Origin of the sequence: Pseudomonas sp. Pseusp11 (assembly GCF_047304405.1) — a bacterium.
GTDB lineage: Bacteria > Pseudomonadota > Gammaproteobacteria > Pseudomonadales > Pseudomonadaceae > Aquipseudomonas.
The window spans coordinates 1-14,019 of the sequence record NZ_JBGLZF010000079.1 but is presented as its reverse complement, the minus strand read 5'-3'; the positions used below and the strand labels follow the sequence as shown (position 1 = coordinate 14,019).

Genomic DNA, 14,019 nt, shown 5'->3' with positions numbered 1-14,019 from the left:
CAATGATCCCCCCCGCCCTGTTGGTTAAATTATTGGTGGCGAGCAAGTTCAACCGTTCCCCCGCCTCCACCAACCCGCTGCTCACCAAATCTTTCTTGGCCGTCGCATCCAGGTTCTGGCTGGCGCGCAGGGTGCCGGCGTTGTGCAGGTCCTTGTCGGCGATCAGGGTCACGTCGTGGCCCTGGATCAGCGCGCCGTTGGCCGCCAGGCGGTTGTTAGCGTTGGCCAGGTACAGCACCGGCACCAGGACTTTTTCGCCGTTCACTTCGTGTTCTTCGAGCCAGACGATGTCGTGGGTCAGGGCCGCGACTTGCTGTGAAGTGAGGGTTACGCCGAGGCTGAGGTTCAACGCGTCCTTACTGGCGATGGCGTTGTTCATCAGGTACTTGTAGAGCGCTTCGTCCGAGGTCTGGCCGTCGATGAAGCGTTGACCGGTGCGGGCGAGCACGGCTTGCTGGACCAGTTTCTGCTCGTAGAGCCCATCACCCAGGCGCTTGGCGCTCTGGTCGGGTTTGTAGCCCAGGCCGGACAGCAGGTAGTCCGAACTCATGAATTGCTTGAGGTCGGTGAGGACCGGGTTGGTTTCGATCAGGTATTTGTGCGGCTGGGATTTGCCGGCGTTGCTTGGCAGACCTTGGACGCGGTTGAGGGTGACCGGCGCACTGGTGGACGAGGTGACGCCGGCGCCGGTGAGGGTCCAGCTTTGTGGGCCGGTGGCGGTCGGGTTGGTGCTGCCTTCCTGGCTCAGACGGAATAGGCCGTTCTGGCTGCTGGGCAGGCTGAAGCCGGGAAGCGTGAGCGGGTTGACTTGCTGCTGGGCCAGGTCGGGAGCAAGTTGCTGGTTGATCTGGATCGGCGTCGAGTAGCCACTGCCTACTCCCGTGTCAGCCTTGGTATGACCTGCCGCCACATAGGCATAGAACGGGCGAACCACGCTGTTGTTGATGTTCTGGGTGGCATTGAGGGTGACATTTGCGCCGGCCTGGATGATGGCATCCAGGGACTCACCGTTGATGGTGCGACTGCTGGTTGGCAGTGTTTCGCCCATCCAGGCCAGAAAGTTGCTCAAGTCCTGTTCGACAGTGGCCGAAGGGGTCGGATTGTTTCGTTGGGTGAAGAGGTCAGCCATGTTAATGGCCGAAGCGGTTTCGTTGACCCAGCTCACGAATCGCCGGGTGGTTTCGATGTCCTGCTCTTGCACACCCTTGTTGTTGATCGTCGACGCCGTGATCGTTAAATTCCCGGCAGCCGTAACGTTGCTGCTGATGTTGTTCACTTCGCCGGCGTTAATCGTCAGGTTCGCGCCGCTGTTGATCGAGGCGGCTTCAGAATGAAGCGTGACCTTCAGGCGATCGGTTTCTGCAATTTCCCAAAGAGCGTTGATGCGGCCACCGCCACGGTCATCACACCCATACGAGATCAGTGCGCATGACAATTGAGTGATGGTCGCGACACTTTTCTCATGCTCGGTGTACTGCAACACATCCATGACGTTGTTAACCGTCGTGGCCGCGATCGTCAGGTCGCCGGTACTCTCAATCCCTCCAGACCTGTTATCCAGCAGATCAGCCTTGGTCTTGTTTTTGTCCCTGGCGATGAGCGTACTGCCCAGGCTGTAGACCTGCCCGTAGCGGTTAGTGAAGCTGGGGCTCAGGAGCTGCATGTCTGCGCCACTGAAGATCAAGCCGCGGTCGTTGAGCAACGCGCCTGTGGTCAACGTCAGGTTCTTGCCGGCGCCCACGGTGCCGGTGTTGTTTACGCTGCCGGCCGTCAGGGTCAGGTCGGCAGCCGAGGTCAGGCGACCGGCGTTGCTGAGCTGTCCACCCACGGAAATGGTTGTGTTGCCGCCACCGGCGAGGCTCGATGCTGCATTGAGGTTCAGTTGTGCAGCGCTGAGGCCAAACGTTCCCAGGCTGCTGACCCGGCCATTGCCCGAGTACGTGCCACCGAGCGTCAGGCTCAGGCTGTCGTCACTCGCGATCAAGCCATCGTTATTCCAGTTACCGCCGCTACCGGTCAGTGTGCTGACCGCCAGCAACTGACCGCTGGCCGTCTGGTTGAGGCTGTTGATATTGACGGTCAGGCGATCAGCCTGGATCACGCTGCTGTTGGTCCAGCTGGCGGCGGCCAGAGTCAGGCCACCACGGGTGACGAAGTTGCCGCCAGCGCTGCCCAGTTGACCGGTGGCGATGTCGAAAAGGCCGGTGCCGACGTGCAGCACGTTGCCGCCGGCGTTCAGCAAACCACCGGTGCCGAGGCTCAGGTCGTTGTTGGCGGATTCCACGCGGCCGTTGCGGTTGTCGAACAGGCCCCCGATGGCGAACGCGGTTTTACCATTGGCGCCGAGTGCGCGAAGCTGACCGGTCTGGTTGTCGAGGCTGGCGGCGGTGATGGTCAGCGTGCTTTCACTTTCGATGATGCCCAGGCGGTTGTTCAATGCGCCGCGCAGGCTAAGGTCGATCTGTTGCCCGCCGATCTGCCCGTCGTTGTCGCCGCTGTTGTCGAAGTTATTGCCGGTGACGCTGACCCGGCCCTTGGCGTAGAGACCGCCATTGCGGTTGTCGAAGTTGCCGTTGGTACCGGTGTCGACGATGGCATCACCGGTTTGCGCGGTGATACGCCCGCCGTAGTTGTCGAGGCCGGCCAATGCCTTGAGGTTCAGGCTCTGGGCCTGAATGATCCCGCCCTGACGGTTGTTGTTCAGGTCATAGCCGTTGCGCAGTACACCGGTGATCTGGCTGCTGAAGGCGCCTTGCAGGCTGGAGAGCACACCGCCGCGGCTGTCGAGGCTGGCAGCGGTGATGTCGAGATTGCCGCCCTTGGCGACGATGCGCCCGCTCTGGTTATCGATGGCGTCGCTGGTTTTCACCGTCAAGTCGCCCTGACTTTGCAGGGTGCCCTTGGCGTTATCGAGGCTGGCGGCGTTGAGCGTCAGGCCGGCGTTGCTGCTGAAGATCTGACCGTTGACGCTGTTCTGTACGACGCCACTGGCCGTGAGCGTCAACCCATCATTGGCCGCGACAGTGCCGCCATTGCGGTTATCGAGGCCACCGGTCAACAGGCTCAGCAAACCCTGGCTGGCCAGTTGGCCGCCCTGGTTGTTGATCTGCACCGCGCGCTGAATCACCAGCGGGCCGTCGCTCGCCAGTTTGCCGTTGGTATTGGTCAGGGTGCCGAGCAGATCGAGGGTGATCGCGCCCTTGCCCGCCAAGGTACCGGCGCTATTGTTCAGATCGGTGCCGGTGAAGCTGATGTCCTGCTGGGCATTGATGGTTGCATTGGCGTTGCTGAGGGTTTGGGCCTGAATATCCAGAGCGGCGCCGCTGTCGATCAAACCGCCCTGGGCGTTATTCAGTGTTCCGGCAATGACGAAGGTTTGCGCACTGGCACTGGAAAGAATGCCGTTGTCGCTGTTGTCGAGGCTGGCCGCCGTGACCTTCAACGTGCCGTTACTGACCAGAGCACCGGCGTTGCTGTTACGCACAGCGCCGGTGAGGTCCACCAGCACGTCACCGTCGCGGCTCGACAAGGTGCCTTGATTGCGGTTGTCGAGGCTGCCGCCCAGAAGGCTCAGGCTTTGCCAGCCGGAAATCAGACCATTGAGGTTAGTGGTGGCATCGGCGGTGAGGTCCAGTTGCTGACGGCTGATGAGTTTGCCGTCGCTGTTGTCCAGGTTACGGCCCGTCAGCATGTAACTTTGGCTGCTGGAGAGTTCACCGCCACGGTTGTTCAAGTCCCGCAGGTTGCGGATGCTCAGTTGACCGGTGGTGGTGATCAGGCCATTGGCGTTGTTCAGGTCACCCATGGCGCCGCTGAAGTCGATGGCAATGGCGCTGCCGAGCAACGAGCCGCCGTTCTGGTTGTTCAAACTCGCCGTGTTGATGTTCAGGTTTTGGGTAGCGTTGATCAGTCCTTGATCCTGATTGTCGAGCTGGCCGTTAACCCTGAGTTCGAGGCCGGCGCGACTGGTCAGGGTGCCGCCGTTGTTGTTCAGGCTACCGGCCTGTACATCGACGCTTGCCGCCGCGATCAAGCCTTTGATGTTGGTCAGCGCCTGCTGCACGCGCAGGGTCACGGCCTGATTGCCGAGCAGTTTGCCGTTGCTGTTGTCGAGGCTGTCGGCCGCCAGCGTGAACGCCTGGGCACTGGATATTTCGCCGTTGCGGTTGTTCACCTGGGCGAGGTTTTTCAGCACCAGTGCCGGGGCATTGATCAAACCGTTCTGGTTATTCAGCTCGCCGTGATTCAGGTCCAGGGTCAGCGACGTGCCGCTGGTGAGTTGCCCGCCATCGTGTTGGTCGAGGCTGCTGACACTGACCGTCAGGGTCTTGTTGCTGGCGATCCGGCCTTTGCTGCTGTTATCGACCTGGCCGGCGTTGAGGCTCAGGCTGTCGAGGCTGGTCAGTTTGCCGCCCTGGTTGTTAACCGCCCCCGTGGCGGTGATGCTCAAGGCCTGAGCGGCGTTCACCAGCCCCGCCACGTTATCCAGCGTGGCCATGCGCAGCGTCGCGGTGGCCAGGCTCGAGAGTTCGCCAGTGCGGTTGTTCAGGTGGCCGAGGGTGGCGCTGAGATTACCGGTACTGGTGATCAGACCGTTGCTGTTGAGGACCTGATTGGCCGTGAGATTGAGATTGCCGCTGCTCAACACCCGGCCATTGTTCTGGTTGTCCAAAGTCCCGACGGTGATGTTGGCGGTTTGCGCAGCGCTCAACGTGCCGCCCTGATTGTTCAGGGTCTGACTGGTATTGACCGTCAGGTTGCGGCTGGCCACCACGCTCTTGCCAGTGTTGTTGAGGTTCTGCGCATTCAGGTTCACATCACCGCTGGCATTGCGGCTGGTGTCGGCATTGACCCCGGCTTCGATGATGCCGTTGTTGGTCAGCACACCACCGGCCGTCAGCGCGATGCTGTCCCGGGCGGCGAGGGTTTGCTGGTTGGTCAGGTTGCCCTGGGTTTGCATGTTGACGGCGGTGCCGGCGTAGACCGGGCCGCGCGCATCGAGGCTGGCCGCTTTGACATTGACGGCGCCTGCGGCCGAGGTTTGCGCCAGGCTGAGATGGCCGTTGGCGTCGAGCTGGATATCACCACCGCTGGCGGCCAGGTTGCCGTCGAGTTTCACCCCGACCCCGGCTTCGGTGCCGACCAGTTTGATCGCCCCGGCGTACATGCCGCCCAACGCGGAAGAGTCGATCGCCAGTTGTGGTTTGGCGCTGCCGTCATCGGCACGCGCGGTGGCGTTGAGGCTGTCGGCGTTGACGTCGTTGCGACCGGCGATGATGGTCAGGTTTTTCGCCTGGATCTCGGCGTTGATCTTCGCGCTGCGGGTGATGATTTCGAAGCGGTCGACGTTGTTGGCGTTCAGCCCGGCGCCGTCGATGGTGACGCTGCCCTGATCGACCTGGAAGCGATCGAGACGACCGTTGTCCAGCACCGGTTTGCCGGTGGTCAGGGTTACGCGCGGGGTGTTGATGAAGCCGCAGCCGTTGCAGCTGATGCCGTAGGGGTTGGCGACGATGACCCGCGCCGACTGCCCCGCCACTTCGGTGTAGCCGCGCAACTGGCTGGGACTGCCGCCGACCACTTCGTTGAGGATGGTTTGCGCCGCGATCCCGTTGGTCAGGTTCGGGTTGCCGACAATGATCCCGCCCAGTTGCGTCGCGCCGGTCTGCGCGGCGACGTTGTTGAGGATCACCCCCTGGCTGCCGACGTTGTAATCGTGGAACTGGTTATGCGACAGACCCGTGCCGTTGGGCGTGGCGATCTGGATGATCGGCACGCCATTGCCCGCCTGGCCGAGGCTGGTGCCGGGCGTGGCCACCACGATCCCGTCGGCCTGCGCCCACATCGGCTGCCAGAACATGACGTTGGCCAGCAGGAACGCCAACCCGCGCTTGGGCATGCCCCAGAAGTGCTCGCGGTTTTTGACCGCAGCCGAGGGCTGGCTAGCGAGGAAGGCGTAATGGCGAACGTCCATGTCAGTGTTCTCGAAGAGGCGTATTTAGAGGAAGAAATCCACGCGGAAATAGATCGGCGCTTCGCGCTCGGTCAGCACGTCAGGGCGTTCCAGGGAATGGGCAAAAGTCACGCTGGCGGCCACATGCTGACCCCGGGCGAACAACTCCACGGAATCGCTGGACATCCGCCCGTGCTGATCGCCGTTGTAGCGGTCGCCACGGATCACGCCCTGGTCGTAACCCAGGCTGGTGCCGTACTCGGCGAACACCGGGCGCAGCCATTCCAGGGTCACCGGACGGCTCCAGCGCAGGTCGTTGCGCCAGTAGCCGCCGCTGTCACCGGACAACGACTGGTCCTTGTAACCGCGAATCGACGACTGCCCGCCGAGGCTGGTGCGCTGCGGGCTGAACAGCACGTCTTCACTGCGCTGGCCGGTCATCAGGCTGCTGAAACTGAAGGACTCGCCCCACAGCTTGAACGGCTGCAAGTAACTCGCGGTGGCGGTGTATTTGCGGTAACGGGCGTTCGGCTCGCCGGGGCCCGGATCGCCGTTACCCTGGGCGTCGAACGCGCCGATGCCTTGTTGCATGCCCAGGTCAAGGTTGACGAAGGCACTGCCGACCCGCCGACCATGGTTGATGCCGAACTGCGCTTCGCTGATGCGGTTGCTGCTCAGCTTGAGCTTGCTGTCTTCGATGAAGTTGTTGGTGCGCAGGTACGAGAGACCGGTGCTGAGGGAGGTCTTGCTCAGGGCGTCGCGATGGATCACCCGCTCGGCGCGCAACTGATGGTTTTCGCTGTCGCCGGTCTGCTTGAAATTGAAACCGTTGGCCTGGGCTTGCGAGCGGTATTCGCTCTGGCTGTAGGTGTAACTGAAGTTCCACCAGCCCCACGGCACGCTGTAATTGAGCATCGCGTTGTTGGAGGTGTGCTGGTGATCGCTCATCGCATCGTGACCGCCGCGCAGCATCAACTGATCGGCCAGGCCCAGCGGGCTGTCCCAATCGAACGTCGTGCCCCACTGCTGCTCGCCGGTGCTGCGCTGGCCGTCGTTACTGCGCGACAACCCGACACGCCACGGCTTCTGCGGGGTGTTCTTGACCAGCACCTCGCTGCCACCGACGTTCTTGCCCGGGGACAACTCCATCTGCGCCTGATTCGACGGCAAGCGGTTGAGCTGATCCACCATCTGCTCGATTTCCCGCAGATTGACCAGCTCCCCGCTCTTGCCGGGAAAAGCCATGGCCAGTTCACGGTCCGACAGCTGGCTGCCCTCCGCGCCCTTCAACCCTTCGAGCCGGCCCTCGACCACCAGTACCTTCAAATGCCCGGCGGACAAATCCTGCTGCGGCAAGTAGGCCCGGCTGGTGACCAGGCCCTTCTCGATGTACAGATCGGTGATGACTTTCAGCAACTCGTTGAGCTGCGTAACGCCCAGGCACTGGTCGATATAAGGCTTGAGCAGGCGATTTTTCTCGCCGTCCGACAGACTGTCGGCGCCTTTGAGTTCGATGTCCTGGATGGGGAAACACCGGGCGTCGGCCGGGGCCGTCGGAGGCGCGGGTTTGGCTGCCTTGCCGGGTAATTCCTTGAGCTCCTCGAGACGCCGACGCTGCTCGTCGAGCAAGCGATCCTGACGTTCGCGGATCAGATCGGTTTCACCGGGGGTGGGGGCGGCGTGAGCAAGATTCAGCGGAGAAAGGCACAGCAAAGCCAGGCACAACCTCGCCACGAGGGCGGGTGGGTACATGTTCGATCCCTCGAATGGAGACTGATAGCACAATAGTGGCGCGATATTAGATGGCCACTATTTTGACGTCAATGAACGGATTCATTCGAGGAGGTTAAGGGATGACTTGTAATGGCTAAATCGGGCGCTTCCGACGAGAGCGCAGGACGTTTCCTGATGTGGTGTAGAAAAATGCTCACAACACCAAGGCGCTGTAGTCCGCAGAGAAAAAGCGGAGTGCCAAACGGCAAGGTCTTTTTTACGTAATGAACAACCCGGGCTCTGTCCGGGTACGGGGCATGGAACAAAATTAAAGAGCTATATTTTTTGTGGCTACACTCATGGCTGGTAGCTATTGGCTACCAACGTGATGGGTCTCAACAGGAATTACAAATAGAAGGGAATCTGATGAACAAGTTAAAAGCCCCCCCGTTTGCCTGCGCTGCATTGTTGTTTTTCGGCGCTCATTCAATGGCTCAGGCTGCCGACATTCTGGATCAGGGATGGAGTGACACCACCCAGTCCAATTGGCTTGAACTTTCACAAGGATCGAGAATTCTCCCTCTCTCCTGGGCGCTTGCATTGGAAGAGCCTGGTTCAGAGGAGAAGTTCATGAGTGACAAAACGATCTCCGCCTACGGTTACACGCCTTATCGTCCGTCTTATAACGGTAAGCGCTTTACGTTGCCGATGGGTTTCGTTTTGGATGACAGTCACGACAGCAAGTTGTCTTTCACGAAACTCCGCTGGTTTTTTGGACAAGGATCGAGAGAGCCGTGGGTGGGGATGAACTGTTCTGCTTGTCACACGGCTCAGATCAAATTTGAAGAGCAGAATCTTGTGATCAACGGCGGGCCAACGAACGCCGACTTTCAAAATTTCTTTAAATATTTTAGAGAGGCCTTGAGCAAAACGGCTTCCGACCCTGAAAAATTTGAACGCTTTGCAAAGAGCGTCCTGGGTGATGATCTGTCGAAAGGGAATCGCCAACGGTTGAAAAAATCCCTGGATAGCTTGAATGCGTTTTATGCCCAAAACGAGACACTGAATGCCACAGATCTGCAATATGGCCCAGGTCGCCTTGATGCCGTGGGCCACATTCTCAACAAAATCAGTCAAGTCACCCAAGCGAAACCGCCTACCCCTAACCCCTCTGATGCGCCGGTGAGTTATCCATTTCTCTGGAATACGCCTCAACACAACGTTCTCCAATGGAACGGAATGGTCAGTAAAGCAAAACTCTTCTCGTTCACGGGCGAAGGCCTCGATGTCGGAGGTCTGGGGCGTAATGCAGGAGAGGCCATCGGTGTGTTCGCCGACATTCGCCCGGTTAAAGAATCCGCGGCCAAGGCAGGGTTTGTCTCCAGTGTGAACGTGAAAAATCTGGATGTTCTAGAACGTTCTCTTTATACCCTGAAGCCTCCGCGGTGGCCTGGGCAGTTGCCAAAAGACCTCACGCCTGGCGCCAAATTATTTACGGAAAATTGTGCCGGCTGCCATGCCCCCCTTGATAGAAACAATCTCGCCACGCCCATCAAAGCGGTCATGATTCCAATCTCTGCGAATGACAATTTCAATGCCCAGAGCCCAAAAGACTCGACCATTGGCACGGATCCCTGGATGGCGTGCAATGCCTATCAATTTAAAGCGGATTCTGGAGTGTTGGCGGGTTATTCCAAAGTCGATAAATCAGGACCCATCAAGTCAAATGACCTTCTCTACAACATGCTGGGTGTGACCGTCCTGGAGACATTACTGGGTAAAGGGCGCGATGTCGCCGAACTGGCTTTCGATGGATTGCTTGGAATAGATACCAAACCTCAAAAAGTCCCTGGCTTCAAGGAGCGTGCCTTGTTCAGTCGTTTGGATGAGAAAGCACTACGGCTATACAACTGCTACCGTGCCAGCTCAACCGTTCCTCTTCTTGCCTATAAAGCAAGACCTCTCACCGGCATCTGGGCCACAGCTCCCTATTTGCATAACGGCTCTGTACCGAGCCTGAATGACCTTCTGCTGCCACCCCATCAGCGCCCGTCGAGTTTTTACACAGGGACCAATGAGTTCGATAACAAAAGGGTTGGATTCAAGACCGAGAAATCGGACAAGAACTGGTTTCTTTTCGACACCAAGCTTGATGGCAATAGCAACGCCGGGCATGACTATGGCGTGGGCAGCCTCAGTGATGTCCAAAGGTCACAACTTCTCGACTACTTGAAGTCACTTTGAACGGCGTCGCAGACGCTCTCACTTGAGGTATGGAGTGGTAATTGCTGGTAGGGGCGACCGAAAGTATTGGTCGCCCCGCCGGAGGCCTGTACAGATTTAATGTTTGCTTCAGGTATCAGAAGTTAGCCGGGGTGTTGGCGCTGATGATTTCAGCCTCGTCTGCCCCAATATTCCTAAACCGATGCGGCAGCGTCGTCGGGAAGTAATACCCATCCCCGGCATTCAACACACTAATCTGCCCATCCACCGTCAACTCAACCGTGCCGCGAGTTACGAGCCCACACTCCTCCCCCTCAGCATGCACAATCGGCTCTTCCCCCGAACTCGCCCCAGGCGCGTATTGCTCGCGCAACAGCCGCATCTGCCGACTCGGCACCGAAGCGCCGATCAGTAACAACCGCAGCCCATGACGCCCGAGGTCCGGCTGTTCATTGGCGCGAAACACGTACTGATGCTCGCGCGGCGGTTGGTCGAAGGTGAAGAAGTCCGCCAAAGACATGGGGATGCCTTCGAGCAGTTTTTTGAGGGAGCTGACGGAGGGACTGACGCGATTCTGTTCGATCAGGGAGATGGTGGCATTGGTGACGCCGCTACGCCGGGCCAGCTCGCGCTGGGACAGTTTGTAGCTTTCGCGTACTAATTTGAGTCGTGAGCCCGTGTCCATGACAGCCTTATGTGAGAACTACTTAAGGGGTAATGGGGGGTGGGTGGCGAGCGACTGGTGGCCGCGGATTACGCCGTTTCCCGTCCCGGAACCGTGGAAGGCGGGTATTAAATCACGTTTGTGGGTGTTGCTCAGCAGGTTCGATAAACGGCTGGCAAAAAAGCTGTCGGCTTCTGATGTCAGTCAGTTCTGGTGTCGAAACTGTGGCGAGGGGGCTTGCCCCCTCGGCCACGAAGGTTTGTCCCGCATGGATTGCATCAATGGCAAAAAGCGGGGCCGCTTCGCGCCCCAGCGGGAGCAAGCTCCCTCGCCACAGGGGTGATGCGTAGCCTTGGCCGGCGGAGACCGCCGGCAGGTTCAACCTAGATGCCGAAGCGGTCTCGCAAGGCGTAATACGCCGCGCCCATGGCGGTGAGTGGGGCCTGGAAGGTGCGGCCGCCGAGCATCGGCATGTGTGGCAGGGAGGCGAAGGCGTCGAAGCGTTCGGCGTCGCCGCGGATCATTTCCGAGATCAGTTTGCCGGCCAGGTGCGAGCAAGTGACACCGTGGCCGCTGTAGCCTTGCATGTAATAGGCGTTTTTCTCGATGCGGCCGAATTGCGGCATGCGCGACATGGTCAGCAGGAAGTTGCCGGTCCAGCGGTAGTCGATCTTCACGTCCTTGAGTTGCGGGAAGGTCTTGAGGATTTTCGGGCGGATCAGTTGTTCGATGTCGTCCGGCTCGCGGGCGCCGTAGACCACGCCGCCGCCGTACAGCAGGCGGTTGTCGGCGGTGAGGCGGTAGTAGTCGAGCAGGTAATTGCAGTCTTCGACGCAGTAGTTATTGGTGATCAGGCTGCGGGCGACCGTCTCCGACAACGGCTCGGTGACGACGATTTGCGAACCGCAAGGCATGCTTTTGCGGGTCACGCGGTTGTCGAGGTCTTGCGGCAGGTAGGCGTTGCCGGCGATCAGCAGGTACTTGGCCCTCACCACGCCTTTGGCGGTTCGCACGGTGATCGGCTCGCCGTAGGAGATGTCCACGGCGGCGGATTGTTCGTAGATTTTGCCGCCCAGGCGAATGATCGCGGCGGCTTCGCCGAGGGCCAGGTTCAGCGGGTGGATGTGGCCGCCCTGCATGTCCAGCAGTCCGCCGACGTAGTTGTCGCAACCGACTTCACGCTGGATGTCCGAGGCGTCGAGCATTTTCAGGTTGTTGTTGCCGTAGCGCTCCCAGTTGCGCTTCTGCTCGGCCAGGCCGTTGAGCTGCTTCTTATTGAGCGCCGCGAAGATACCGCCAGGGCGGTAGTCGCATTTTATGTCGTACTCCTTGATGCGCGAACGGATGATGTCGGCGCCTTCGAAGATCATGCTGCCGAGCACTTCGGCGGTCTTGTCGCCGTAGCGCTCTTCGATCACATCGACGTCGCGGCTGTAGGAGTTGACCAGTTGGCCGCCGTTGCGACCGCTGGCGCCGAAGCCGACTTTGGCGGCTTCCAGTACCGTTACGCTGTAGCCCGCTTCGCTGAGGAACAGCGCCGAGGACAGCCCGGTGTAGCCGGCACCGATCACGCAGACGTCGCATTCCACCAGCTCTTCAAGCACCGGGTAATCGCCAGTCTGGTTGCGGGTCGCGGCGTAGTAGCTGTTTACATGATTTTGTGTAGAGCTGTGTTTCATACATTTCTCCGAGGGCCGCCGACATGCGCCGGCGACCGCCGCTGTAAAGGTGTCAGAGCTTGATCCAGGTCGCTTTGAGTTCGGTGTACTTGTCGAACGCGTGCAGCGATTTGTCCCGACCGTTACCCGACTGCTTGAACCCGCCGAACGGCGCGGTCATGTCGCCGCCGTCGTACTGGTTGACCCAGACGCTGCCCGCGCGCAAGCCGCGAGCAAAGGTGTGGGCCTTGCTGAGATTGCTGGTCCACACACCAGCGGCGAGGCCGAAGATGCTGTCGTTGGCGATCTGCAGCGCTTCTTCAGCGGTGTCAAAGGTGATCAGCGACAGCACCGGGCCGAAGATTTCTTCACGGGCGATGGTCATGGCGTTGGTCACGCCGTCGAAAATCGCTGGCTCCACGTACAGGCCTCCGGTGCCTTCAAGGGTGCGATTGCCGCCAGCAATCAGTTGCGCGCCCTGGTCTTTGCCGACCTGGATGTAGCGCAGCACATTGTCCAATTGGCGCTGATCGACGACGGCGCCGACGGTGGTTTCAGGGTCGAGCGCATGCCCCGGCTTCCAGACTTGCAGCGCTTCCACCAGCAACGGAATGAACTGCTCGCGGATCGAGCGCTCCACCAGCAGGCGCGAGCCGGCGGTGCAGACTTCGCCCTGGTTGAAGGCAATCGCACTGGCCGCTGCCCGAGCCGCTGCGCGCAAGTCCGGCGCGTCGGCGAACACCACGTTCGGGCTCTTGCCGCCCGCCTCCAGCCAGACGCGTTTCATGTTGCTTTGCCCGGCGTAGATCATCAGTTGCTTGGCAATCGCGGTGGAGCCAGTGAAGGCCAGCACGTCGACGTCCATGTGCAACGCCAACGCCTTGCCGACGGTGTGACCGAAGCCCGGCAACACGTTGAACACGCCTTTGGGGATGCCGGCGTCGAGGGCCAGTTGCGCGATGCGGATCGCCGTCAGTGGTGACTTTTCCGAAGGCTTGAGGATGAACGAGTTGCCTGCCGCCAGGGCCGGGGCGAACTTCCAGCTGGCCATGATCAGCGGGAAGTTCCACGGCACGATGGCGGCGACCACGCCTGCTGGCTCACGAGTGACGAGGCCCAATTGGTCGTGCGGGGTGGCGGCGACTTCGTCGTAGATTTTGTCGATGGCTTCGGCGCTCCAGCGGATCGCGTTGGCGGCCGCTGGAATGTCGATGGCCATGGAATCGCTGATCGGTTTACCCATGTCGAGGGTTTCCAGCAGCGCCAGTTCTTCCTGGTTGGCCAGGATCAAGTCCGCGAAGCGAATCAAGATGCGCTTGCGTTCTGCCGGTGCCAACCGCGCCCAGATGCCGGATTCAAATGCACGGCGCGCGACGGCAACTGCCGCATTGGCGTCGGCTTCGTCGGTGCTGGCGATGTTCGCCAGAAAGCGGCCGTCGACCGGGCTGATGCATTCGAAGGTGTCGCCGCTGAGTGCCGGGCGGTATTGGCCGTCGATGAATGCGCGGCCTTCTAGTGTCAAGGACTGGAAGCGTTGCTCCCAGTCACTGCGAGTGTTTGTCATGGTTGTGACTCTACGCAGAGGAATAAGTGATCGTGTTAACCGATGGGCAAGCGATGAGTAACCTGTGGCGAGGGAGCTTGCTCCCGCTGGACTGCGCAGCAGTCCCCTTCTTTTCAGGTAGAAGGAGGGGTCGCTTCGCGACCCAGCGGGAGCAAGCTCCCTCGCCACAGGTTTAGTGTCAGCCCCCGGTAAACCGTGTGCAGGTACCAGTTGTACTAAAGGTCTGAAATTGAGTTATAGAACA

General features: G+C 60.0%; 6 protein-coding genes. 1 reads left to right on the top strand and 5 read right to left on the bottom strand.

Features of this window, described 5'->3' with window-relative positions; genetic code table 11:
• Both ACCC96_RS29825 and ACCC96_RS29820 read right to left on the bottom strand, forming a co-directional pair.
• A partial coding sequence (locus ACCC96_RS29825; protein ID WP_413697694.1) for a filamentous hemagglutinin N-terminal domain-containing protein occupies positions 1-5,974 on the bottom strand: 5,974 nt, incomplete at its 3' end.
• 24 nt (positions 5,975-5,998) lie between these two features.
• Positions 5,999-7,705 (bottom strand): ShlB/FhaC/HecB family hemolysin secretion/activation protein, encoded by a 1,707-nt coding sequence (locus tag ACCC96_RS29820; RefSeq protein ID WP_413697693.1) that lies wholly within the window; start codon positions 7,703-7,705, stop codon positions 5,999-6,001.
• Between the two features lie 387 nt (positions 7,706-8,092).
• On the opposite strand from ACCC96_RS29820, the gene ACCC96_RS29815 reads away from it, so the two are divergent.
• Positions 8,093-9,910, top strand: a complete 1,818-nt coding sequence (locus ACCC96_RS29815; RefSeq protein ID WP_019648645.1) for a di-heme-cytochrome C peroxidase — start codon at positions 8,093-8,095, stop codon at positions 9,908-9,910.
• A 115-nt stretch (positions 9,911-10,025) separates the two neighbouring features.
• Here the strand turns inward: ACCC96_RS29815 and ACCC96_RS29810 are convergent, their stop codons facing one another.
• From ACCC96_RS29810 to ACCC96_RS29800, 3 genes are all read right to left on the bottom strand, one after another.
• Positions 10,026-10,574 (bottom strand): cupin domain-containing protein, encoded by a 549-nt coding sequence (locus ACCC96_RS29810; RefSeq protein WP_008011722.1) that lies wholly within the window; start codon positions 10,572-10,574, stop codon positions 10,026-10,028.
• Positions 10,575-10,936: 362 nt separating this feature from the next.
• Complete coding sequence (locus tag ACCC96_RS29805; RefSeq protein WP_413697692.1) at positions 10,937-12,232, bottom strand: NAD(P)/FAD-dependent oxidoreductase; 1,296 nt, start codon at positions 12,230-12,232, stop codon at positions 10,937-10,939.
• 52 nt (positions 12,233-12,284) lie between these two features.
• Positions 12,285-13,775 carry an aldehyde dehydrogenase gene (locus tag ACCC96_RS29800; protein WP_413697691.1) on the bottom strand — a complete coding sequence of 497 codons (1,491 nt, stop codon included), beginning with the start codon at positions 13,773-13,775 and terminating at the stop codon, positions 12,285-12,287.
• Between the last annotated feature and the right edge of the window lie 244 nt (positions 13,776-14,019).

Bases quoted from the DNA above. Each gene is read 5' to 3' on its own strand.
- ACCC96_RS29820 (WP_413697693.1), bottom strand. From the start codon at position 7,705: ATGTACCCACCCGCCCTCGTGGCGAGGTTGTGCCTGGCTTTGCTGTGC.
- ACCC96_RS29815 (WP_019648645.1), top strand. From the start codon at position 8,093: ATGAACAAGTTAAAAGCCCCCCCGTTTGCCTGCGCTGCATTGTTGTTT.
- ACCC96_RS29810 (WP_008011722.1), bottom strand. From the start codon at position 10,574: ATGGACACGGGCTCACGACTCAAATTAGTACGCGAAAGCTACAAACTG.
- ACCC96_RS29805 (WP_413697692.1), bottom strand. From the start codon at position 12,232: ATGAAACACAGCTCTACACAAAATCATGTAAACAGCTACTACGCCGCG.
- ACCC96_RS29800 (WP_413697691.1), bottom strand. From the start codon at position 13,775: ATGACAAACACTCGCAGTGACTGGGAGCAACGCTTCCAGTCCTTGACA.